The organism is Haemophilus influenzae (assembly GCF_003494325.1).
Lineage (GTDB): Bacteria > Pseudomonadota > Gammaproteobacteria > Enterobacterales > Pasteurellaceae > Haemophilus > Haemophilus influenzae_I.
This window is the reverse complement of sequence record NZ_QQIK01000003.1, coordinates 166,315-188,665: the sequence shown is the minus strand read 5'-3', so window position 1 is coordinate 188,665 and position 22,351 is coordinate 166,315. Positions and strand designations below refer to the sequence as shown.

The window sequence follows — 22,351 nt, the reverse complement described above, 5'->3', positions numbered from 1 at the left end:
TTTTGACCGCAATATCGCTAAGGTTTTAACATTTTTTCAGCGTCACGAACACGAACAAGGAATTGTTTCCGTTCAGCTGAAGTCATACCACTGCTAGTACCGGGTAATTTAACAGTAAGAGGATTCACTGCTCGACCGTTAATATGAAATTCATAATGTAAATGCGGCCCCGTAGAAATCCCCGTGTTACCAGAAAGTGCAATACGTTCGCCTTTTTTAACTGTTTGCCCTGCTTTTACTAGGGATTTGCTCAAATGCATATAAACAGTTTGATATTCACGCCCGTGACGCAACATAACATAACGTCCTGCACCGCCAGCCTGATAAGCGACTTTTTCAACTGTGCCATCTGCTGGTGCAATAACTGGTGTGCCTTGAGAAACGGAGAAATCCACGCCTTTATGGGGACGAACACGTCCTGTTACTGGATGGCGACGATTTGGATTAAAAGGGGAGGAAACTCGCGCTTGGCGTTGCAATGGATAACGAGCAAAACCTTTGCCTAAAGTTTCCCCTTGCTGATTATAATAACGACCATTTGCCGCTTGCACTGCATAATAATTTTTACCACCAGATGAAATACGTAACGCCTCAACATTACCTTGACCTGTAAGTTTATCGCCTAAATATTCACGAGAAACTAAAATGGCAAATTGAGTGCCTTTTTTTAGTTTTCGTAAACTCACTTGCCATTGTAAGGCGTTACTAAGTTGGCTAATTTGTCGCGTATCAAGACCTTGTGCTCTTAAACTACTATTTAAAGAATTTTGAATCTCGCCTTTTAATACTTCTTTTCGCCAAATACTTTTCTTTTCAATAACTTGGCGTTTAAATTTCCCATCTTCGAGACGTTCATAAATACGTTCTTCTTTTTCAGAAACCAGCCAATTTAAATATTCCAAGTTATCATTTTTATTTAAAATCCAGTAAAATTGCTGACCTGCTTTTAAGTGGGCTAATTCGGGATCAAGCTTAATCAACGGTTGTACTGATGAATCATCTAAACCAGATAAAACTAAAACATCTTTTAACGTATCCCCTTCGGTTACCGTATAGCTAAATTGATCAGTAATTCTTATGGCTTGATCGGCTGCGTCTAATAAACCATTGAGTGCGTCTTGTGCGTGTTGAGGTAAAGTACCGAGATCATCTGAAGATAGTTTTACTTCATCAACTTCATCATCTTTTGCTTGCAGTTCATCATCATAAGAGGTGGCATCTTCATCAGGTTGAAGTGCGGTGGAATTTTTATTTGGCGATGTATTTAACTCGTGATATTCCCCACTGTCAGAGGTGGAAAATATGGGATTTTCTTCAGATTTGTCTTTTATTGTAAGTAAAATGCCTGTCAAAATAAGCAGAATAGCAACAAAAAACACGCCTACTTTTATATATGCGCGTTTTTTTCGTCTATCTCGAGCTAATTTTACGTGTTGCACTGGCATCCCTAAAATAAAAAAGTTTTCAGCATTCAGACTACAGATTATAAAGAAAATTCATTCCTATGGAAAAAGCATTATTCAAATGCTTAAATATTCGACATTGGATAGAAAATCTTGAGAATTCTATAAAAATGCGTTATTTTCCCCAACCATTGTTGAAAACACGGCGATTTTATGAATATCACAGCCATTCGCAACGAGCAAAATCCACAACCGCTCATTCAATTAAAAAATATCAATGTGGTTTTCGCACAAAAAACCGCTCTGCAAGATATTAATTTAAATATCTATCCCAATTCTATTATTACCATTGTGGGGCCAAATGGTGGTGGCAAATCTACGTTGTTAAAAACCTTATTAAAACTACAAATACCCACTTCTGGCGAAGTCATTTATAGTAAAAATGTTCGCATTGGTTATGTACCACAAAAAATCCATTTGGATCATAGTTTGCCTATTACGGTTGAGCGATTTCTTTCGCTAAAAAAAGGCATTAAAACCCAAGAAATATCCACCGCACTTGAGCAACTTTCGATTTCACATTTACGCAAAAATAATATGCAAAAACTGTCTGGAGGCGAAATGCAACGCGTATTATTGGCGCGTGCAATTTTGAATAAACCAAATTTACTTGTGCTAGACGAACCCACTCAAGGCGTAGATATTACTGGGCAGGCAGAGCTTTATCAGCTAATTCATCAAACCCAACAAAAATTAAATTGTGCCGTATTGATGGTATCACACGATTTACACATTGTGATGGCGGATAGTAAAGAAGTATTGTGTATTAACCAACATATTTGCTGTGCAGGTACGCCTGATGTTCTCTCAAATGATCCAACATTTATGCGTTTATGGGGAAATCAGATCGCACAAAATGTCGGCTTTTATACCCATCATCACAATCATCATCACACCTTGCACGGCGATGTGTGCGGTTGTAATTCATCAGCAGTGCATTGTCAAAATAAGGATAAATAATGTTTGAAATTTTATTTCCTGCCCTTTTAACAGGCATTGTGCTTTCGCTTATTACCGCGCCACTTGGCGTATTTGTGGTGTGGCGGAAAATGGCTTATTTTGGCGACACCCTTTCTCATTCTGCCTTGCTCGGTGTAGCATTAGGTATTTTTTTACAAGTCAATCCTTACATTGCGATTGTGGTGCTTACCTTAATTCTTGCTATCGCAATGGTGTGGTTAGAAAGCAATACGCAATTTTCTATTGATACCTTGCTCGGCATTATCGCCCATAGCTGTTTATCTCTCGGGGTTGTAACCGTAGGATTATTACGGAATGTACGGGTAGATTTAATGAATTATTTATTTGGGGATTTACTCGCAATTAATTATACGGATTTAATTTATATCGGGATTGGCGTGATAATTGTGCTTTCAACATTAATTTACTTTTGGCAATCCTTACTTTCCACCACCGTATCGCCAGAACTCGCGCAAGTTGAAGGTATTAATATCAAAAAAATGCGTTTTATTTTAATGATATTAACCGCATTGACTATTGCCTTGAGTATGAAATTTGTCGGGGCATTAATTATCACATCCTTATTAATAATCCCTGCGGCAACCGCTCGTCGCTTTGCGAGAACGCCAGAATCTATGGTGGGCTGGGCGATTATTATGAGTATGTTATCGATTATAGGTGGATTAATATTATCAGCCTTTTATGATACTGCTGCTGGGCCTTCCGTTGTGATTTGTTCCGCGTTTTTATTTGTCTTATCACTCTTCAAAAAAGAGCGATTATAAGCTTGCCCAACCAGTGAAAACCATTTGCGCCACAGTTTAATTCTTGATAAAGTGCGGTCGATTTTTACGGTCTTTTTAGGATAACAAAATGAACCAAGAATATTTAGATTTTGAATTGCCGATTGCCGAATTAGAAGCAAAAATTGAAGCATTACGAGCAGCATCAGATGATAAAGTTGATTTAACTGATGAAATCAAACGCTTACAAAAGAAAAGTAACGAACTCACTAAAAAAACCTTTGCCAACCTCGATGCTTGGCAAGTTTCACGTATGGCGCGTCATCCAAACCGCCCTTATACATTAGATTATATCGAACATATTTTTACGGAATTTGAAGAACTTGCAGGGGATCGCGCTTTTGCTGATGATAAAGCGATTGTTGGTGGCTTGGCGCGTTTAGATGGTCGTCCAGTGATGGTTATCGGTCATCAAAAAGGTCGTTCTGTAAAAGAAAAAGTACAACGTAATTTTGGTATGCCAGCACCTGAAGGCTATCGTAAAGCGTTACGTTTAATGGAAATGGCTGAACGTTTTAAATTGCCAATTATCACATTTATTGACACACCAGGGGCTTATCCTGGTATCGGTGCTGAAGAACGTGGTCAAGCGGAAGCTATCGCCCGTAACTTACGCGAAATGGCACAACTTACCGTTCCTGTTATTTGTACTGTTATTGGCGAAGGCGGTTCGGGCGGTGCGTTAGCTATTGGCGTGGGCGATAAAGTGAATATGTTACAGTATTCCACTTATTCTGTGATCTCGCCAGAAGGCTGCGCTTCCATTCTTTGGAAAAGTGCGGAAAAGGCATCAACAGCAGCAGAAGTAATGGGATTAACCGCAAGCCGTTTAAAAGAATTAAATCTCATCGATAGCATTGTGCAAGAACCTTTAGGTGGTGCGCATCGTAATTATCTAGAAATAGCTGAAAACTTAAAACTTCGTTTAAAAGAAGATTTAGCAGAGCTTGACGGACTAAGCAAAGAAGAATTATTAAATAGACGCTATGAACGTTTAATGTCTTACGGTTATTGCTAACTAACATTCTAAAAGAGCGGTGATTTTTGCCGCTCTTTTTTGATCTAAATATACAACAAAGGAGAAAACACAATGAAAAACGTACTTTCAATCCAATCCCACGTGGTCTATGGTTTTGCAGGTAACAAATCTGCGACTTTTCCAATGCAGTTATTAGGCGTAGATGTATGGGCATTAAATACCGTTCAATTTTCTAATCATACTCAATATGGAAAATGGACAGGCATGGTCATTCCACAAGAACAAATCCGAGAAATTGTAACTGGGCTCGATAACATTGAAAAACTACAGGAATGTGATGCCTTGTTATCTGGTTACTTAGGTTCTGCGGAACAAGTCGATCAAATTCTTTTTGCTTTAGAGCAAATCAAACTGCGTAACCCAAATGCGCTTTATTTATGCGACCCTGTAATGCCACATCCGAAAAAAAGCTGCGTGGTTGCCAATGGTGTTTGCGAGGCTCTTATTGAAAAAGCGATTCCAGTGGCAGACATTATGACGCCAAACTTGCATGAATTGCGTCAGCTCACAGAATTCCCAATTAATACCTTTGATGATGTGTTAAAAGCAGTGAATGCGTTGATTGCAAAAGGCGTGAAGAAAGTTCTCGTTAAACATTTAGGCAGTGCGGGTAAAATCAATGATCCTGATACATTTGAAATTATTATGGCAACCCCTGAAGGTGTTTGGCATTTAAGCCGTCCACTTTATCAATTCAATTTTGAACCAGTGGGCGTGGGCGATTTAATCGCAGGGACATTCTTAGCAAATTTACTCAATGGAAAATCTGACGTAGAAGCCTTTGAAGCCATGAATAATGAAGTAGCAGGCGTAATGAAAACCACCTTTGAACTAGGTTCTTACGAATTACAAACCATTGCTGCACGTTTTGAAATCCTCAATCCAAGCAGCCATTATAAAGCTGAAAAAGTTGCCTAATGGATTTACTTTCAGACATTGAAAAACAACTCAAACAAACCACCGCTCAAGCATTTCTTATTGCCTTGAGTGGTGGTTTGGATTCCACTGTACTTCTTTCTTTATTTGCAAAACTTCGTCAAAAACAACCGCACTTACCGCCTTTATCTATACGAGCAATCCACATTCATCACGGATTAAGCCAAAACGCAGATTGTTGGGCTAAACACTGCCAAGACTTGTGCGATCAATTGCAAATTCCATTGATTATCGAGCGAGTACAAGTAGATAAAACCAATGGCATTGAGGCTGGTGCACGTGAAGCACGCTATCAAGCCATAAAAAAACATCTTCAAACACAAGAAATGCTGGTCACAGCGCATCATCTAAACGATCAAACTGAAACCTTTTTCTTAGCCCTAAAACGTGGCAGTGGGCTACAAGGCTTAGGCGCAATGCAACAACAAAGTGTATTGTTCGGCATGCCAATTTTACGCCCTTTGTTAGGTTTTACTCGCACCCAGTTAGAAAATTACGCACAAAAAGAAAAACTCAACTGGATTACAGATGAAAGTAATGAGGATAATCGATACGATCGTAATTTCTTACGCAATGAAATTTTGCCAAAATTACGTGAACGCTGGGCTTATTTTGATTTAGCCGTGCAACGTTCCGCACAACATTGTTTTGAGCAACAACAGCTAATTAATGATTTATTGAGCGAAATTTTTACAGAACATTGTCAAATAAAAAACCAATTTAAACTGTGCCAGTTCCGCAAATATTCTCTCGCAAAACAGACCGCACTTTTGCGTATGTGGCTTGCCGAAAACCAACTTGAAATGCCAAGTAAACGTCAGCTTACACAGCTTATTAATGATGTCATTTTTGCAAAAGAAGAGGCAAATCCTCAATTTCAGCTTGTAAATAAAGTCATTCGACGTTATCAAGATAGTTTATATTTAACTAAGCCGTTTTCTGATCTAACCAAATACTGCCTAAAATTAGAACAAAATACGCTAAATTTACCTGATGATTTAGGCAATCTCACAATTCAAGAAAATGAACATAATCTGATTTTCTACTGGCAGGATTACTCTGTTACGCTGGAAAAAACGAACTTGCCTATTTCTATTCGTTTTGGCTATTCGGGCAAAGTGAAACATCATCCGAAACGCCCAAGAGAAGATATAAAAAAAATCTGGCAAGAATTAAGCGTACCACCTTGGGAACGAAATAGAATCCCTTTAATTTTTTACGGCAACAAGCTAAAAAGTGCGGTCGGTTTTTTCCGTGTTTTTGACGTGTTTTAAAATCAAGTTAAAGCGACTTTGTTTCTAAAAATGCGTTCAGAATTTGAGCGGTGAATTCTTTTCTTAGATAAAAACCTAAAGGCAAGGTTTCTATAATTTCGCCATTTTTTCCTATGCCTTTTGTAATGGCTTTGCTGTTTGCCCCCTTCGGGCGAAGTTGCATAACTTCCCCGATTCGAGCGGTAATTTGATCCAATTTGCCAAGTACAATTAAATCCATCAATTCTTCCCAATCTTGTTTTAATTGACGTTCTTGCTTAGCGGTTGGTTTCCATAAAATTGGCGCACCGATATGGCGTTCACGCAATGGAATATGGCGACTGCCTTCAATAGGCATCCAAAGTACACAAGAAAGTTTATGACGAACGTGAGAATTTTCCCATTTAACCCCAGAATTTTGTACCAATGGAGCAAGGCTCACAAAAGTGGTTTCAAGCGGATAACCCTCCGCATTAATCGGCAATGTTTTAAGTTCAACACCTAAATGGGAAAAATCCTGTTCGGCTTTACTCCCTGCCGTTGCACCTAAAGCGTGCTCTAATAACATTCCCACCCAGCCTTTATCACGTTTTAAATCAGGTGGGACAGGAATATGCAGTTCATCCGCTAACTCTCCAAAAGTTAAGCCAGCGATAGATTGTGCTTGGGAAAGCAATTGTTCAAGGGTTTGTGGAATCATTCGTGATATTTCTTAAAAAAGCGTGGCTTCGTGTTTTCAGTGCCTTTATCAATATAAGGAATTTTCTCTAACTGCAATAAAAAACGTTTTGCCTCTAAGCCACCGCCAAAACCAGTTAAAGTACGATCTTTACCTAAAATGCGATGACAAGGAATAATAATACTAATGGGATTACTGCCTACCGCACCGCCCACGGCACGAACAGCTTTAGGATTATTAATCCGTAACGCCAGCTCGCCATAAGTTGAAAGCTCGCCATAAGCAATTTCTCGCAAGGCTTGCCAAATGGCTTGTTGAAACGCGGTGCCTTCTGGTTTTAAGGGAATGTCTGCAAACCGCTCAATTTCCCCATTAAAATATCGTTCAAAAGCTAACCGCACTTTTTGAAAAACAGGCAATTCATCTTGCTTGTGCCATTTTGGATTAGGCGCATATTGCTCTTTTTCAAAATCAATATGTGTAATGCTTTCGCCGTCAGATAAAATCAAAAGCCGCCCGACGGGTGAAGGATAATAAGTGTAATAAAGTGCGGTCATTTTTCGCCTTGTTTTATAAAAAGAAAAGCACACTTGGTGTGGAAGTGTGCTTTATTATGCTAAATTTTTTAACGGATTAGAAACTATAATTTAAATTCAAACCGTAAAGATTTGCATGTGCTTGAGAAGTGTAATTTGCGGTTGTTATTATTTGGCCATTTGCAGCTTCTTGTGCTTCTTTAAAGTGAACTTTTTTGCCTTTTAAGTAAGCATAGCCAAGATCAACAGATAAATTCGGCGTGAATTTATAGGTTGCCCCTAAACTATACCAAGTGCGATCGGTATCTGGAATTGCAGCACTACGCTGATGACGAGATGCAGCTTGATCGTAAGCAATACCCGCACGTAAGGTCAATTTTTCATAAAGATTATAACTTGCCCCTAATGCAACACGAGAGTTATTACTGTATTGTAATTCTTTATCAAAAGCTTTTTCACCATTTTCATAGCTAGCATGTAATTTTGTTAAACGACTCCAATGGGTATATTTATAACTATAATGCACAGCAAGTTTGTCAGTTAATTGATGGAAACCAGAAAGTTCTAAGTAATCTGGCAATGTAAAGGTTAAATTACCTGTTTTCCCCGCCACGATATCCTTTTTTCCTAAACTAGCGGCAGTGCGGTCAGTAAAATCAATGTCCACTTTAGAATGATAGGCTAAACCAATTCTGTTAGCTTCATTAAATTGATACATTACACCTGCATTCCAGCCAAAGCCCCAAGCGGCTCTATCTTGTAATGACACAACAGATTTGTCTTTAGAGGTCAAATAGTTAGGAATTTTTGTTTGTGGATCTACTGTTGTGAGTGCTTTTTTTATTTGGGTATCCTGAATACTATCCGCAATAATACCAGCATTCCGTTCAACTTGGGCTTTAGCATAAACCGCATTTACCCCTAAACCTAGGCTCAAGCCTTCTGTTACTCGATAAGCACCACTTAAATTTAAGTTGATAGCACTCAAGTCAGTTTTTCCACCAAATACACCAGCATCATAACTATCGTCATATTCACTTTTTAGACCGAAATTGACATTCATTCCTGCGCCCAGCGCGAATTTATCATTCATTGGCGCAACGAAATAAAGATTTGGCACAAAAGCACCAGGAACAACATTACGCGCTGAAGCTGAGCCGTACTTTGTTAAGTTCATTGAACCACTTTTTAGCAAAGCATTTACATCACCATTCATATTAATTCTAGAATCAATATAAACGCCACCTGTGGAAAACTGTGCCGTTTTAAATAAACTCATCAAAGCTGGGTTAGTTGCCACGACAGAAGCATTATCTGCAATCGCCGCTTCACCTGCATAGGCACGACCAAGCCCAGAAGTAGAAACTTCCGCCAATTGAAACGCTGCCGCATTTGCACCACCTGCAGCCAACAACATTGCAGTTGCTAATAGAGATTGATTAAATTTTTTCATTTGGAACCCTTTGTTATAAATAAAAATCTGGGCAATTATAAAGCCCGAATCTATTGAGTGCAACTCTATTCCTTATTTTTATTAGAGCTACGACTAGTTAGCAGGAGCTTTTTGCATTTAATGGATTGTTTTGTTCAATTTTTGTCATTTATGGGGAACAAGAAAAATGATAAAATGCACCAAAATATTCATATAAGGAAAAGAAAATGACCGTAAAATGCAAAGCAGAAGAATCCTTAACTTGTAGCTGTGTTGATGTAGGCACAATTATTGATGGCTCTGACTGTAGCGTAGAAGTACATCAAGTTTATAACACAGAAGCTGATGCCAATGCAGCGCTTGAACGATTAACAAAGAAAGCGCGCAATACAGAAAGTGATCCTTGCGAAATTAAAAGCGAAATCGTGGCAGTTGAAAACGGCGTTCAATTAAATGCTTCTTTCACTTTTAGTTGCCAAGCAGAAGCGATGATTTTTGAACTGGCGAATCGTTAAAAACAATGAGAAACTCGACCGCACTTTTGTTGGGTTAGAATAGTGGACGTTTTAAAAATGCTTATTATGAAAGTGATTTCTAAAACCTCCACAAAATTTAATATCCCTCTTCTTGCATATTCGGCAAAAATTCCGCTTGCTGAATACGTTTCACTTGGGTACGAATTGAACCATCTGAATGTAGCTCAATTTCACGCCAACCAGGCTGTAAGGTATCAAGAGAAAAATACTGGCAATCAGGTTTAAATTGAATACAAGTTGCTGGTGTTGCCATCACTTGATAACCATTCCATTCACTGTTTACTTCTTGATGAATATGCCCATACAAAATAGCTTTCACATTAGTAAAAGGCACAAGCACTTCTGCCAATTCGTGAGAATTACGAAGATTATGTTGATCAAGCCATGCGGAATTAGTTGGTAATAAATGATGGTGTAATACAACCAACGTATAACGTTCAGGATTTTTTTCTAAGGTTTCTTTTAATAAATCGAGTTGATGCTGGCTTAGTTGTCCGTGTGGTACACCGTAAACTTGGCTATCCAACAATACAGCTTGCCAATGCTTGCCCAATAGAAGATGTTTTGCCGCGTTCATTGGAGGCTGATTTAAAAATTCTGCCATTTTAGGCTGAAAATCGTGATTTCCTGGAATCCAAAATACGGGTTTATTAAAAGGCTTCATCATTTCTACAAAACGAGTGTAACCTTCATCACTACTATCCTGCACCAGATCGCCTGTAGCAAGAATCACATCAAATTGGTTATTTTCTTGCTGAATTTCCTTTAATACTTGAGCAAAACTTGCTTGTGTATTGACCCCCAATAATTCCGCACTTTCATCTTTAAATAAATGGGGATCCGTAATTTGTAATAATTTAATAACAGGCTTTTCCGCCTGATAAACAAACGTATTTTTCATTAATGCCCCCTAACTACATTTCCAACTTTGTTGTAACTGAGCATAATTTAATTGAAGCCACTGCAATCCAATCACTGCAATGCCATTATCAATTTTCCCCTCGCACATCCATTGATACGCCTGTTCACGTTTTACTACCTGTACTCGAATATCTTCATTTTCTTCAGCCAAACCGTGAATACCTTTTGCTTGTGAGCTATCCACTTCGCCTGCAAATAAATGAATTCGCTCCACTATGCCACCTGGGCTATCCCACACACTTAAACAATGCGTTAAATTTTTGACTTGAATTCCCGCTTCTTCTTGACTCTCACGCAAAGCAACGTCTTCTGGCTTTTCGCCTTTTTCCACCATACCCGCAATTAATTCGAGTAACCAAGGCGAACGATTAGATTCTGGATGATAAGCCGCGCCAATACGAACTTGTTCGACTAAAATCACAGAATCTTCTTTTGGATCATAAGCGATAACTGCTGAGGCGGCACCTTTAATCAGTAATTCTCGGGTTACGACGCCACTTTGCCCTCCAGCAAAAAGTTTATGTTTAAATTGGATTTGTTTAAGCGTGAAAAAACCTTCATACAAAGTTTGTTCGCCCAATATTTCTATATCTTGTTGGCTAAAATGTTGAATTTCTGACATCTGTTTTCTCCAAAACTGAACGCAAAATCATACGCTTAAAAGACTACAAAAAAAATAGAAGGTTTCCACTTTTTGTTGAAAGTTTGAAGTGAGTCACAAAATAAAATACCGTGATAATTTATCAATAATCACGGTATTCTTTTTTCGTAAGATAATGTTTTACTCCGTTTTTACAAAATAAGTATCTTACAAAACCTTACTCACAATTTTTCCATCAGCCACTTGAGTTGTAATTAAGTCCCCTTGATTGACATCTTTTACACTAACAATGGCTTTACCTTGTGGGTTTTCCGCAATGGAATAACCTCTTGCCAAAACTTTCAACGGGCTTAAACCGTCCAGTTTTCCGCATAACGTTGCCAGTTTATTTTGACGCTCCGTCACTTGGCGATTTACGCAAAAATTTAACCGCACTTGAAGTTGTTCTAAGCGTTGTTGATGACGTTGCACTCGATATGGCAATGGATTTTGCTTCAAACGAGAAGAAAGTGCGGTAAATTTTTGTTGTGTATTTTCAAACTGACGCAACATTGCAAGTTGCAAGCGATGCGTAAGCTGTTCATTTTTCGCTTGTTGAGCGCGTAACTGATTCTGCGGATGTTGATTGTGTAATCTTAAGGTTAGCTGTTTCAAACGCTGGCTTTTTCGCGTAAATAAACGATCAAATGCCATATCTAAACGTTGCTGTTGATGGCGAAGTTGTTGCAATAATTCATCTTGATTACGACTAACTAACTCAGCCGCAGCGGAAGGGGTCGGTGCACGAAGATCTGCCACAAAATCGGCAATCGTCACATCTGTTTCGTGTCCCACAGCACTGATAATGGGTAAGGTTGAACGAAAAATCGCTCGCGCTACTTCTTCTTCATTAAAACACCAAAGATCTTCTAATGAACCACCACCACGCCCCACAATTAATACATCCACTTCTTGTCGCACATTAGCAAGTTCAATCATTTGCACAATTTCTGCTGTCGCCTCTTTGCCTTGAACCGCAGTGGGATAAATAACAACTTTTAAACTTGGATCACGGCGTGCCAAAATATGCAAAATATCTTGCAATGCCGCACCTGTAGAAGAAGTAATAATCCCTACCGCCTTACTAAAGTGCGGTAGATTTTTCTTGAGATTTTGAGCAAACAATCCCTCCGTAGCCAACTTCATTTTTAACGCTTCAAATTGCTGTTGCAACAAGCCCTCGCCAGCTGGGTGCATAGAATCAATAATAAGTTGATAATCGCCGCGAGGCTCATATAAACTCACATTGGCACGCACAAGCACTTGCATTCCATTTTGTGGACGAAAAGCAACACGCAAATTCTTCATACGAAACATCGCACAACGCACCTGTGCATTTTTATCTTTCAGCGTTAAATACCAATGCCCAGACACAGGTTGGGTAAAATTGGAAATTTCCCCCGTTAGCCAAATTTGGGAAAAATGCCCCTCCAACATCTGACGTGCGGCAGAATTCAGTTGAGAGACAGAATAAATATTGTCTGACATATTATTCAATTAACACCCAACCATCATCAACCCAGTTACAAATTGAATCTAACAGCAAATCCATTGAGGTTTTAGGATCTTCGGTTTTATTCACTAAACTTGATAAAAATGCCCAATCTAAACTTTCGCCGTCAGATAAGCGTTTTAATACTTCGCTCTCAATCACATTAAGCTCATCTAACCATTCGCCGTTCGCATAAATTCGCAACGGATTTTCGGTGTAAAGCAATTTACAATTGTTGTCTTGAGAAAGGAATGCGCCATCTTCTTCTAAAATTGACCGCACTTCATCTGGATCGCACATTTCATCCGAAACTAATAACTCATAACGGCGAGAACTCACCGCACTTGCTACAGCTTGTTTAAATAACGTATCAAAAGCTTCAGAATTAGCCAATTTATCTAATAAAAGCTGTTTCATTGCTTGAATATTTTCATCTGCAAGTTTACCTGTAGCTTGTACAGACTGGCTTAAACGTAGCGGTAAATCAAATTCGCTTAAATTCAAATCTGGATCTTGATGACAGAAACCTTTGCTTACGCTATCAATCAAATTACTTAAATTTGGATAACGCAAGCCAAAAGAAAAGGTTAAACAATCATCTTCAGCCACGCCATAATGTGCCATACGGGCTGGAATATACAAAATATCCCCTGGATTCATTACTTCATCAATGACTAATTCGCCCATATCATCAAAAATTCGGATCGATTGATTTGGTTTAAATTCAGTGCTTGAATCGCACCATTTACCCACTTGCCAACGACGATGACCATATCCTTGCACTAAAAATACATCATATTCATCATAATGCTTACCAACAGAGCCACCTTTCGGCGCGTAAGACACCATAATATCGTCACGTTGCCATTGAGGAATAAAGCCAAATTTGTTCCAAAGTTGTCCTAATTCAGGCGACCATTGCTCTAAATTTTGAACTAACACCGACCATTTTTCTGGTAACTTTTGGAAATCCTTTTCGCTTAAAGGGCTAAAAAAAACTTTCCAATCATCATCAGAAAATGTCTTCACTAAACGAGCGGTAACATCTTCATTTTGTGCAAGTTCAATAATATCTTGTGGCTCAAACTGCCCAACAATTTCAGGCAAACCGTTACGAATTACAAGTGGCTTTTTCTGCCAATAATCACGTAGAAAAATTTCTGGCGTGATATGTTCAGGTAAACAAAAATCAACAGATGAAAGTGCGGTCATTTTTAAGCTCCTTTTTCTTTATTTTTAGCGGCAGCTTGTTCTGCTGCACGTTTACGGCGAATTTCTTTCGGATCAGCAAGTAATGGGCGATAAATTTCAATACGATCGCCCTCTTTTAATACATCAGTCAATTTTATTGGACGACTGAAAATCCCAATTTTATTTGTGCTTAAATCAATCTCTGGAAATTGGCTTAAAATCCCTGATTGCGTAATCGCCGTTTGCACGGTGATTCCTTCATCAACTTGAAAAGATTTCAAATAATAACGTTCGGGAAAAGCATAAGCGATTTCAATGTTAATCTGATTCATTTTTACTTCTTCATTAAAAAATTTTAACCATTATAACGGAAAAGTGCGGTGACTTTTAATGATAAATCACGCGCAATAAATTCCCTCAATTATAGCCGCTTGTTTTAGCGTTATAGATTGAGAATTTAAGGCTTTTTCGCTACAATACGCCACCATTTTTTACATCATCAAATAAAAATGTCAGAAATAAAACTCATTGTTGGTTTAGGCAATCCTGGCGATAAATATACCGATACACGCCACAATGCTGGCGAATGGCTTGTTGAACGCTTGGCACGTTGTTTTAACGTTTCACTAAATCTGGAAAGTAAATTCTTCGGAAAAACTGCCCGCACTTTAGTGAATGGAAAAGAAGTTCGCCTTTTAGTGCCAACAACTTTTATGAATTTAAGCGGTAAAGCAGTTGGGGCATTGGCAAGTTTTTACCGTATTAAACCTGAAGAAATTTTAGTGGTTCATGATGAATTAGATTTACCACCTGGCACAGCGAAACTCAAACAAGGTGGCGGGCACGGTGGGCACAACGGCTTAAAAGATATTGTGGCTCAACTAGGCAATAACAATAATTTCTACCGTTTACGCATTGGCATTGGTCATCCGGGTCATCGTGATTTAGTGGCAGGTTACGTCTTAAATAAACCATTACCGTCAGATCGCGATGCACTTGAAAAAGTGCTAGATGAAGCGACTGATTGTGTAGAAATGATTTTCAAAGATGGAATGGTCAAAGCGACCAATCGTTTAAACAGTTTCAAAATTTAAAAGTGCGGTTAGTTTTACAACCGTTTTACTCAAAATAAGGAAAAATTATGGGATTCAAATGTGGTATTGTGGGATTGCCAAATGTTGGCAAATCTACTCTTTTTAACGCACTCACTAAAGCAGGTATTGAAGCCGCAAACTATCCATTCTGTACTATCGAGCCAAATACGGGTGTCGTGCCAATGCCAGATCCGCGTTTAGATGCATTGGCAGAAATCGTTAAACCTGAACGCGTATTACCTACCACGATGGAATTTGTGGACATTGCAGGCTTAGTTGCAGGTGCTAGCAAAGGCGAGGGCTTGGGTAATAAATTCTTAGCAAATATTCGTGAAACCGATGCAATTGGTCACGTAGTGCGTTGTTTTGAAAACGATGACATTGTACACGTTGCAGGGAAAATTGACCCACTTGATGATATTGACACTATCAACACTGAATTAGCCTTAGCAGACTTAGACAGTTGTGAACGAGCAATCCAACGTTTACAAAAACGTGCAAAAGGTGGCGATAAAGAAGCTAAATTTGAACTTTCCGTAATGGAAAAAATCCTTCCTGTGCTGGAAAATGCAGGAATGATTCGTTCTGTTGGGTTAGATAAAGAAGAATTGCAAGCAATCAAGAGTTACAACTTCTTAACGTTAAAACCAACAATGTATATCGCAAACGTAAATGAAGATGGCTTTGAAAATAATCCATATTTAGATCTCGTTCGTGAAATTGCCGCTAAAGAAGGAGCGGTTGTTGTTCCAGTATGTGCAGCGATTGAATCTGAAATTGCAGAACTTGATGATGAAGAAAAAGTCGAGTTTTTACAAGATTTAGGCATTGAAGAACCGGGATTGAACCGTGTAATTCGTGCAGGATATGCGCTTTTAAATCTTCAAACTTATTTCACTGCTGGCGTAAAAGAAGTACGAGCTTGGACAGTTTCAGTTGGCGCAACCGCACCAAAAGCAGCCGCAGTAATCCACACCGACTTTGAAAAAGGCTTTATCCGAGCAGAAGTTATTGCTTATGAAGACTTTATCCAATTCAGCGGTGAAAACGGTGCAAAAGAAGCAGGTAAATGGCGTTTAGAAGGCAAAGATTACATCGTACAAGATGGCGATGTAATGCACTTCCGATTCAATGTATAAAAATATATAAAAAAATAACCGCACTTTTGACGCATAAATCAAGGTGCGGTTGATATTTTATAAAAGGAATATTATGTCATCTATTAAATATCGTCCAGAAATTGATGGACTACGTGCAATTGCTGTTATTTCAGTCATTATTTATCATCTTAATGAAAACTGGTTATCTGGTGGTTTTCTTGGGGTGGATATTTTCTTTGTTATTTCTGGCTTTCTGATTACGGGTATTATTATCACAGAAATTCAACAGAATTCTTTTTCGTTTAAACAATTTTATACTCGACGTATTAAACGAATTTATCCTGCTTTTATTACAGCGATGGCATTAGTGTCTTTCATTGCGTCTGCTATTTTCATTTATAATGATTTTAATAAATTAAGAAAAACCATTGAATTAGCCATTGCGTTCTTATCTAATTTCTATTTAGGTTTAACACAAGGTTATTTTGATTTAAGCGCAAATGAAAATCCTGTGTTACATATTTGGTCATTAGCCGTAGAAGAACAATACTATCTTATTTTTCCACTTATCCTAATTTTAGCTTATAAAAAATTTAGAGAAATTAAAGTATTATTTATTATAACGCTAATTTTGTTTTTTATTTTACTTGCCACCTCTTTTATTCCAGCTAATTTTTACAAAGAAGTATTGCATCAGCCTAATATTTATTATCTCTCTAACCTAAGATTTCCAGAATTACTTGTAGGATCTTTGTTAGCAATTTATCATAATCTTTCAGCAAGCAAGCAAGCAAGCAAGCAAGCAAGCAAGCAAGCAAGCAATGTTATTGCAATATTAAGTACATTACTATTATTTTCCTGCTTATTTTTAATGAATAATGATATTGCATTTATTCCAGGTGTTACTTTAATTCTTCCTTGTATTTTTACAGCATTAATTATTCATACCACATCACAAAATAACATCGTTAAATTATGTTTATCTAATAAAGCAATAGTGTTTATTGGAAAAATTTCTTATTCTCTTTATTTATATCATTGGATTTTTATTGCGTTTGCTTATTACATTACTGGAAGCAAGCAGATTCAAGGCATTACAGTTTTAATTGTTGTTATATTAACTATTATTTTTTCTATCACAAGTTATTATTTAATTGAGCAACCTATAAGAAAATCCAAATTAAACTTTAAACAGGCATTTATCTATCTTTATCTAATTCCATCTCTTTTTATTATTGGTTATAACACTTATGAAAGAAAACAGATTAGAAAAGAAAAAGAACATATTGAACAAGATGTTTTATCTGTTAATTTAGAGAATAACTTCCCAACTACAGTTTTAACAATAGGGGATTCTCATGCTGGTCATCTTACTTATTTTTTAAAATATCTTGGTAAGCAAGAAGGATGGAAGTCAACTATTTTAAGCATAACTGATGGGAAGGATTGTTTTGTTTTAGTGGATAAAAACAATAAAATAACACCTGAGTGTCAAGGGTTACTTGATGAGATTAATTCACCTAAATATAAAGCTATTTTTATTTCTGGATTTTATGATTTAAGAATGGGAGGACAACCTGTTCCCCGATTTAACGCTCAGGCTTCCTTTATTGATAACTTCAAAACTCGCTTTGTTGAAACTGTAAAATTACTGGCTAAATCAAAATCAGTTTATATCTTTGCAAATAACAGTTCTATTAGTAGATCTCCTGTTCGAGGATATTTACTAGAAAAATATGGCCTTGAAAAATATTTGGAACCAATTCGTAGAATGGGCGATATTGATGCGAGTAACAAAATTATTCATGATTTAGTCAAAGATATTCCTAATGTTTATTGGGTAGATGCTCAACAGTATTTACCAAAAGATAGCGTTATGGCAGAAGGAAAATACTTGTATGGGGATCAAGATCACCTAACAAATTTTGGTGCTTACTATATGGCAAAAGAATTTAGTAAATACCAGCGAGTAATGACAGCTGAACAAGTGAAAAAACTCTACGAGTAAAAACGAAAAGCGTTGAGCTATTTGCCCAACGCTTTTTGTATATTTACCTAAGTTCATCAACTAACTTTTCACCAATAGGTTTTCGCCATCCAATCAGCAACTCTGGTAGTTTATTTTGAGAACAATCATATTTCCAAACCCATTTAATTAATTCATCCAAAGTGCGTTTACTTGCAACGATTTCAGGGGTTAAACCTGCTGGTGTTAGGCTATTCACTTTTTCTTGTAATAATTGAATTGTTTTTTTATAACGAGGATCTTCAGAAATACGTTCAATAGGTTTTGGATAGTCGTCAGAAGAAACACGTCTTGCTTGAGCAAGTAATTGTAAAATCTTTTTACCACGCACACGCACTTCATTTTCAGTTAATCCCATTTCTAACATTTCAGATGTATTACGTGGATTATTCTTTACCACTTTCCAAAGATGTTCTGATTTCACAATATAAGAAAGTGCTAAATCACGTTCTATTGCCACGTTTTGTCGCCACTGTGCCAAAATTCTTAAACGAGACAGTTCTAATGGATTTAATTTCCAAGCATTTGGAATATCTAAATACGCTTTTTCTGAATCTCGCTCTTGTAATTTATGCGTTTTAGCAAGAACAAGTTCGCAATCATCTCTTACTGCTTGTTCCCAAGGTGTTTTAGCTAACTCTTTTTCAAGAATATGATAAAGTGGCAACAAATACCAAACATCGCCTGCGGCATATTGAAGTTGAATATCAGAAAGGGGGCGTTTGATCCAATTGGTGCGAGTTGCGCCTTTATCGATTTCTACATTTAAATATTGTTGTGCTAATTTTGCCAAGCCTGCGGATGTGCCAAGCCCAAGAAATCGCGCCATAATTTGCGTATCAATCATTGGGCGTGGAAGCTGATCAAATTCTTGTAAGAAAACCAATAAATCTTCACTACAAGAATGTAAGACTTTTAATACTTTAGGATTGGCTAACAATGCGATAAAAGGAGAAAAATCCGTAATCGCTAAAGGATCAATTAAAGAGACGCGCTCGCCATCATAAAGTTGGATTAATCCCAACTTAGGAAAATAAGTGGAAACACGCATAAATTCTGTATCTAAGGCGACCGCACTTTTCTGTTGGGCTAAATTACAAACTTCTAATAGCGCAGCATTATCCGCAATGACCCTAAAGTGCGGTGGATTTTGACATTCTTTTATCATAGTGATTTTTTATTTAAAAAGAACAAAAATGGGATATTGCTATCCCATTTTGATATTAATGTTTTACACGTTTTGCGATCTCTTCATCGCGTAGAACCCGACGTAAAATCTTGCCAACATTGGTTTTTGGTAGTTCGTCTCGGAACTCAATTTCTTTTGGCACTTTATAGCCTGTGAGATATTGACGACAATGGTTGCGAAGTTCATCACGAGTTAAGCTATCGTCTTTTTTCACCACAAAGATTTTTATCGTTTCGCCAGAAACTTCATGAGGAACACCAATTGCCACAGCCTCCGCCACTTTGTAATTAAGCATAACGACATCCTCAATTTCATTTGGATAGACATTAAAGCCAGAAACCAAAATCATATCTTTTTTACGATCTACAATGCGTAAGCTATATGATTCATCCATAATGACAATATCGCCAGTTGCCATCCAACCATCTTTTAACACTTCACTGGTTGCTTCTGGTCGTTGCCAATAACCTCGCATTACTTGATCGCCTTTCACCCATAATTCGCCAGCTTCGCCAATTTTTGCATCAGCGCCATCATCTTTAATGATTTTTATATCCGTATTTGGCACTGGCACACCAATAGTACCATTATGTTTCACAACATTAATCGGACAAGCGGCGATTAATGGCGAACATTCCGTCATTCCATAACCTTCAATGATGTTACAGCCCGTCAATTCGTGCCAACGTGTTGCTACAGACTGTTGAATAGCCATACCGCCACCCACAGAAAGTTTCAACGCAGAAAAATCAACTTCTTTGAAATTTTCATTATTTAACAACGCATTAAATAAGGTATTCACACCAGTGATTGCTTCAAAACGGTATTTTTTCAACTCTTTCACAAATCCTTCAATATCTCTCGGATTGGTGATTAAGATCGCCGTGACACCTAACTCTAAAAATAATAAGCAGTTTACGGTTAAGGCAAATACGTGATAAAGAGGCAAGGCTAAAATAGCTGAACGAGTGCGAGAATGATCGCCAATAAATGGCTCTGCAATCCATTTTGCTTGGAATACATTAGTTATAATATTTCTGTGCGTCAGCATTGCGCCTTTCGCTACACCAGTTGTGCCGCCAGTATATTGTAAAAAGGCTAAATCCTCACGCGATATTTCTGGACGAACATATTGGCGATATTTACCAATACTCAATACTTCACGGAATGTTACTGCGTGCGGTAATTTATATTTCGGCATGAGTTTTTTCACATATTTCACGACGAAATTGACTAAAGTACGTTTACCAAAAGAAAGTTGATCGCCCATTCGGGTAAGAATAACGTGTTTGACATTGGTATTGAAAACGACTTTTTCCAAGGTAGAAGCAAAATTTGATACCACGACAATCGCTACCGCACCACTATCTTGCAACTGGAGCTCTAATTCTCTCGGTGTGTAAAGAGGATTGACATTTACTGCAATTAAGCCAGCCCGTAAAATACCAAAAAGTGCGATAGGATATTGCAATAAATTTGGCATCATTAATGCCATGCGATCGCCACGTTGAAGTTTAAATTCATTTTGCAAATATGCGGCAAATGCACGACTGCGCTCTTCTAATTTACGGAAAGTAAGTACTTGCCCCATATTAATGTAAACGGGGCGATCTGGATGTTCGCGCGCTGCTTTGTCGAACATATCCAAAATAGATTCATATTTTGAGGTATCTAGAAATTTTTCAGAACCTTCTGGATAATTTTGAAACCAAATTTTTTCCATTTTTTATCCTAATTTGTTGGAAAATCTTTAAGATTTTATCATTAATTCAAATAATAGCGAATTTCAGGCTGAACATACCAAGGGCGATATCTCCATCTAAAAAATCCCCAATCATCATCTTCATCCCAATCATCTGTTGGATAATCATAGGTGGTACTGAGTGTCCAAATACGGTATTTATCCGCTTGAACAACAGGATAAGTATAATCAGCTTGTTCTATTTTGCCTTTCTCTGTTCCAGCTAATTGACCACCTACAGTAATATAACGTTCTTTTAAATTTTCAGGCTCAACAAAACCGTTGAAATACACGATAAAGCGACCATCGGATTGCAATTCAACAAATGGTTTAGCTGAAATTGATGATACGGGTAAACTTAACACTTCAATTTTTGTTTGATTTGCTAAAACGGTAGTATTGACAATTTTTCCTCCAAGTCGAACTGTTTTACAATGACAGGTCAAATCCTGAGGGGAAATCTCGCGATAGGAATTAATTGAGAATCGCTCTTTTTCTAACCCTTTTGGTGGTGCAATACAGCCCGTTAATCCGAAACAAAGTGCGGTAAAAAATAAGGTGATTTTTCCTTTCATTTTCTATCCTCCAGTTATTTAAACTTATTCACGCCCTGGTAATTTTTTCCAAGTAACTTCGTTGCGCAAATAAATCGGTTCAATTTCTAAAGCTGAAATTGTGTGTTTTTGCAAGTATTCTACCTGCGCAAGTTCTAACATATATAAGGCATTAGGCAATGCTATATCTGAGCCAGTTAGATTTTTTTCAGTAAATTGAGAATAAGCAGCCCAGCCTGTTCCGACTCTAAATGCGTTATCATTTTGAAGCTGGTTAATCGCTTGTTCTGGAGAACAAACTTGTTCGCTAATGATTTCTCGCCATTGAAAAAATTCCCCAAAATCTGACCGCACTTTTTCTCTCACTACTTGAGAAAAATAGACTTCATTCATTCTCGCATCAATCGCGGCAACAACATTTTCTGCTTGATGTAATTCAAATGCTGCCTGAGCCATTGCGGTTAAATTTGAAATTGGAATGACAGGCAAATCCGCACCAAACGCTAAACCTTGTGCAATCCCAGCACCAACACGAACACCAGTAAAACTACCAGGCCCACGCCCAAAAGCTAAAGCATCAACTTGATTTAAACCTAAACCCGAATTTGCCAAAATTTCATCGATCATAGGTAAAATTCGTTTAGTGTGTGTGCGTTGGGCAAGTTCATTAATATGTGTTTTCTCACCACGATACAATAAAGCGACAGAACAGGCTTCAGTAGAGGTGTCCAACGCCAATAAAGTTAAATTTTGCATTCTTATTCTC

Annotated in this window: 22 protein-coding genes; 9 read left to right on the top strand and 13 right to left on the bottom strand. The window is 37.7% G+C overall.

Annotated features, from left to right (window positions below; genetic code table 11):
• Positions 1 to 17 precede the first annotated feature (17 nt).
• Complete coding sequence (gene mepM / locus DV356_RS06580) at positions 18 to 1,439, bottom strand: murein DD-endopeptidase MepM (RefSeq protein WP_482183501.1); 1,422 nt, start codon at positions 1,437 to 1,439, stop codon at positions 18 to 20.
• A gap of 177 nt (positions 1,440 to 1,616) precedes the next feature.
• Here mepM and znuC point away from each other — a divergent pair, with 177 nt between their 5' ends.
• The 5 genes from znuC to tilS all read left to right on the top strand — a co-directional run bounded on the left by znuC (position 1,617) and on the right by tilS (position 6,475).
• Positions 1,617 to 2,423, top strand: coding sequence for a zinc ABC transporter ATP-binding protein ZnuC (znuC, locus tag DV356_RS06575; protein ID WP_118806704.1), 807 nt, complete (start codon positions 1,617 to 1,619; stop codon positions 2,421 to 2,423).
• Complete coding sequence (znuB, locus tag DV356_RS06570; protein WP_005691433.1) at positions 2,423 to 3,208, top strand: zinc ABC transporter permease subunit ZnuB; 786 nt, start codon at positions 2,423 to 2,425, stop codon at positions 3,206 to 3,208. The genes znuC and znuB overlap by 1 nt, the downstream gene beginning before the upstream one ends.
• An 88-nt stretch (positions 3,209 to 3,296) precedes the next feature.
• Positions 3,297 to 4,244, top strand: a complete 948-nt coding sequence (gene accA, locus DV356_RS06565; RefSeq protein ID WP_032823965.1) for an acetyl-CoA carboxylase carboxyl transferase subunit alpha — start codon at positions 3,297 to 3,299, stop codon at positions 4,242 to 4,244.
• A gap of 72 nt (positions 4,245 to 4,316) precedes the next feature.
• A complete protein-coding gene (pdxY, locus tag DV356_RS06560; protein WP_005656408.1) occupies positions 4,317 to 5,183 on the top strand; it encodes a pyridoxal kinase in 867 nt (288 codons plus the stop codon).
• Positions 5,183 to 6,475: a tRNA lysidine(34) synthetase TilS gene (tilS, locus tag DV356_RS06555; RefSeq protein ID WP_048952004.1), complete on the top strand. Its 1,293-nt coding sequence runs from the start codon at positions 5,183 to 5,185 to the stop codon at positions 6,473 to 6,475. Before pdxY ends, tilS begins: the two co-directional genes overlap by 1 nt.
• Before the next feature lie 7 nt (positions 6,476 to 6,482).
• Here the strand turns inward: tilS and mutH are convergent, their stop codons facing one another.
• From mutH to DV356_RS06540, 3 genes are all read right to left on the bottom strand, one after another.
• Complete coding sequence (mutH, locus tag DV356_RS06550) at positions 6,483 to 7,154, bottom strand: DNA mismatch repair endonuclease MutH (protein ID WP_048952003.1); 672 nt, start codon at positions 7,152 to 7,154, stop codon at positions 6,483 to 6,485.
• Positions 7,151 to 7,690 (bottom strand): methylated-DNA--[protein]-cysteine S-methyltransferase, encoded by a 540-nt coding sequence (locus DV356_RS06545; RefSeq protein ID WP_105892460.1) that lies wholly within the window; start codon positions 7,688 to 7,690, stop codon positions 7,151 to 7,153. Before DV356_RS06545 ends, mutH begins: the two co-directional genes overlap by 4 nt.
• A 76-nt stretch (positions 7,691 to 7,766) precedes the next feature.
• Entirely contained in the window at positions 7,767 to 9,122 is a 1,356-nt protein-coding gene (locus DV356_RS06540) for a porin (RefSeq protein WP_118806702.1), read from the bottom strand.
• A gap of 206 nt (positions 9,123 to 9,328) precedes the next feature.
• Between DV356_RS06540 and DV356_RS06535 the strand changes: the two genes are divergently transcribed.
• Positions 9,329 to 9,616, top strand: a complete 288-nt coding sequence (locus DV356_RS06535) for a YfcZ/YiiS family protein (protein ID WP_042601099.1) — start codon at positions 9,329 to 9,331, stop codon at positions 9,614 to 9,616.
• Between the two features lie 97 nt (positions 9,617 to 9,713).
• On the opposite strand, the gene cpdA is transcribed toward DV356_RS06535, so the two are convergent.
• The 5 genes from cpdA to DV356_RS06510 form a co-directional block, all read right to left on the bottom strand.
• Positions 9,714 to 10,538 carry a 3',5'-cyclic-AMP phosphodiesterase gene (gene cpdA / locus DV356_RS06530; RefSeq protein WP_050949007.1) on the bottom strand — a complete coding sequence of 275 codons (825 nt, stop codon included), beginning with the start codon at positions 10,536 to 10,538 and terminating at the stop codon, positions 9,714 to 9,716.
• Between the two features lie 9 nt (positions 10,539 to 10,547).
• On the bottom strand, positions 10,548 to 11,180 hold the full coding sequence (gene nudF, locus DV356_RS06525; protein ID WP_105877179.1) for an ADP-ribose diphosphatase: 633 nt from the start codon (positions 11,178 to 11,180) through the stop codon (positions 10,548 to 10,550).
• 186 nt (positions 11,181 to 11,366) lie between these two features.
• On the bottom strand, positions 11,367 to 12,686 hold the full coding sequence (gene xseA, locus DV356_RS06520) for an exodeoxyribonuclease VII large subunit (protein ID WP_118806701.1): 1,320 nt from the start codon (positions 12,684 to 12,686) through the stop codon (positions 11,367 to 11,369).
• A gap of 1 nt (position 12,687) precedes the next feature.
• Complete coding sequence (locus tag DV356_RS06515; protein WP_118806700.1) at positions 12,688 to 13,902, bottom strand: ribosomal protein uL16 3-hydroxylase; 1,215 nt, start codon at positions 13,900 to 13,902, stop codon at positions 12,688 to 12,690.
• 2 nt (positions 13,903 to 13,904) lie between these two features.
• Positions 13,905 to 14,213, bottom strand: a complete 309-nt coding sequence (locus tag DV356_RS06510; RefSeq protein WP_005652202.1) for an RnfH family protein — start codon at positions 14,211 to 14,213, stop codon at positions 13,905 to 13,907.
• Positions 14,214 to 14,390: 177 nt separating this feature from the next.
• Between DV356_RS06510 and pth the strand changes: the two genes are divergently transcribed.
• From pth to DV356_RS06495, 3 genes are all read left to right on the top strand, one after another.
• On the top strand, positions 14,391 to 14,975 hold the full coding sequence (pth, locus tag DV356_RS06505; protein ID WP_118806699.1) for an aminoacyl-tRNA hydrolase: 585 nt from the start codon (positions 14,391 to 14,393) through the stop codon (positions 14,973 to 14,975).
• Between the two features lie 47 nt (positions 14,976 to 15,022).
• Positions 15,023 to 16,114: a redox-regulated ATPase YchF gene (gene ychF, locus DV356_RS06500; protein WP_085012580.1), complete on the top strand. Its 1,092-nt coding sequence runs from the start codon at positions 15,023 to 15,025 to the stop codon at positions 16,112 to 16,114.
• 73 nt (positions 16,115 to 16,187) lie between these two features.
• Positions 16,188 to 18,083: an acyltransferase family protein gene (locus tag DV356_RS06495; RefSeq protein WP_118806698.1), complete on the top strand. Its 1,896-nt coding sequence runs from the start codon at positions 16,188 to 16,190 to the stop codon at positions 18,081 to 18,083.
• 43 nt (positions 18,084 to 18,126) lie between these two features.
• Here the strand turns inward: DV356_RS06495 and rnd are convergent, their stop codons facing one another.
• From rnd to tsaB, 4 genes are read right to left on the bottom strand one after another with little or no spacing between them, the layout of a single operon-like run.
• The gene (gene rnd / locus DV356_RS06490) at positions 18,127 to 19,269 is read right to left on the bottom strand and encodes a ribonuclease D (RefSeq protein WP_050829108.1); all 1,143 of its coding nucleotides are present in this window, start codon (positions 19,267 to 19,269) and stop codon (positions 18,127 to 18,129) included.
• Positions 19,270 to 19,324: 55 nt separating this feature from the next.
• Positions 19,325 to 21,013, bottom strand: coding sequence for a long-chain-fatty-acid--CoA ligase FadD (gene fadD / locus DV356_RS06485; RefSeq protein WP_118806697.1), 1,689 nt, complete (start codon positions 21,011 to 21,013; stop codon positions 19,325 to 19,327).
• 41 nt (positions 21,014 to 21,054) lie between these two features.
• The gene (locus DV356_RS06480; RefSeq protein ID WP_044364802.1) at positions 21,055 to 21,606 is read right to left on the bottom strand and encodes a Slp family lipoprotein; all 552 of its coding nucleotides are present in this window, start codon (positions 21,604 to 21,606) and stop codon (positions 21,055 to 21,057) included.
• A 24-nt stretch (positions 21,607 to 21,630) separates the two neighbouring features.
• Positions 21,631 to 22,341 (bottom strand): tRNA (adenosine(37)-N6)-threonylcarbamoyltransferase complex dimerization subunit type 1 TsaB, encoded by a 711-nt coding sequence (tsaB, locus tag DV356_RS06475; RefSeq protein WP_005693782.1) that lies wholly within the window; start codon positions 22,339 to 22,341, stop codon positions 21,631 to 21,633.
• Positions 22,342 to 22,351 lie beyond the last annotated feature (10 nt).

Excerpts from the sequence above, each read along its gene's own strand:
- znuC (WP_118806704.1), top strand. The coding sequence starts at position 1,617 with ATGAATATCACAGCCATTCGCAACGAGCAAAATCCACAACCGCTCATT.
- znuB (WP_005691433.1), top strand. The coding sequence starts at position 2,423 with ATGTTTGAAATTTTATTTCCTGCCCTTTTAACAGGCATTGTGCTTTCG.
- accA (WP_032823965.1), top strand. The coding sequence starts at position 3,297 with ATGAACCAAGAATATTTAGATTTTGAATTGCCGATTGCCGAATTAGAA.
- pdxY (WP_005656408.1), top strand. The coding sequence starts at position 4,317 with ATGAAAAACGTACTTTCAATCCAATCCCACGTGGTCTATGGTTTTGCA.
- tilS (WP_048952004.1), top strand. The coding sequence starts at position 5,183 with ATGGATTTACTTTCAGACATTGAAAAACAACTCAAACAAACCACCGCT.
- mutH (WP_048952003.1), bottom strand. The coding sequence starts at position 7,154 with ATGATTCCACAAACCCTTGAACAATTGCTTTCCCAAGCACAATCTATC.
- DV356_RS06545 (WP_105892460.1), bottom strand. The coding sequence starts at position 7,690 with ATGACCGCACTTTATTACACTTATTATCCTTCACCCGTCGGGCGGCTT.
- DV356_RS06540 (WP_118806702.1), bottom strand. The coding sequence starts at position 9,122 with ATGAAAAAATTTAATCAATCTCTATTAGCAACTGCAATGTTGTTGGCT.
- DV356_RS06535 (WP_042601099.1), top strand. The coding sequence starts at position 9,329 with ATGACCGTAAAATGCAAAGCAGAAGAATCCTTAACTTGTAGCTGTGTT.
- cpdA (WP_050949007.1), bottom strand. The coding sequence starts at position 10,538 with ATGAAAAATACGTTTGTTTATCAGGCGGAAAAGCCTGTTATTAAATTA.
- nudF (WP_105877179.1), bottom strand. The coding sequence starts at position 11,180 with ATGTCAGAAATTCAACATTTTAGCCAACAAGATATAGAAATATTGGGC.
- xseA (WP_118806701.1), bottom strand. The coding sequence starts at position 12,686 with ATGTCAGACAATATTTATTCTGTCTCTCAACTGAATTCTGCCGCACGT.
- DV356_RS06515 (WP_118806700.1), bottom strand. The coding sequence starts at position 13,902 with ATGACCGCACTTTCATCTGTTGATTTTTGTTTACCTGAACATATCACG.
- DV356_RS06510 (WP_005652202.1), bottom strand. The coding sequence starts at position 14,213 with ATGAATCAGATTAACATTGAAATCGCTTATGCTTTTCCCGAACGTTAT.
- pth (WP_118806699.1), top strand. The coding sequence starts at position 14,391 with ATGTCAGAAATAAAACTCATTGTTGGTTTAGGCAATCCTGGCGATAAA.
- ychF (WP_085012580.1), top strand. The coding sequence starts at position 15,023 with ATGGGATTCAAATGTGGTATTGTGGGATTGCCAAATGTTGGCAAATCT.
- DV356_RS06495 (WP_118806698.1), top strand. The coding sequence starts at position 16,188 with ATGTCATCTATTAAATATCGTCCAGAAATTGATGGACTACGTGCAATT.
- rnd (WP_050829108.1), bottom strand. The coding sequence starts at position 19,269 with ATGATAAAAGAATGTCAAAATCCACCGCACTTTAGGGTCATTGCGGAT.
- fadD (WP_118806697.1), bottom strand. The coding sequence starts at position 21,013 with ATGGAAAAAATTTGGTTTCAAAATTATCCAGAAGGTTCTGAAAAATTT.
- DV356_RS06480 (WP_044364802.1), bottom strand. The coding sequence starts at position 21,606 with ATGAAAGGAAAAATCACCTTATTTTTTACCGCACTTTGTTTCGGATTA.
- tsaB (WP_005693782.1), bottom strand. The coding sequence starts at position 22,341 with ATGCAAAATTTAACTTTATTGGCGTTGGACACCTCTACTGAAGCCTGT.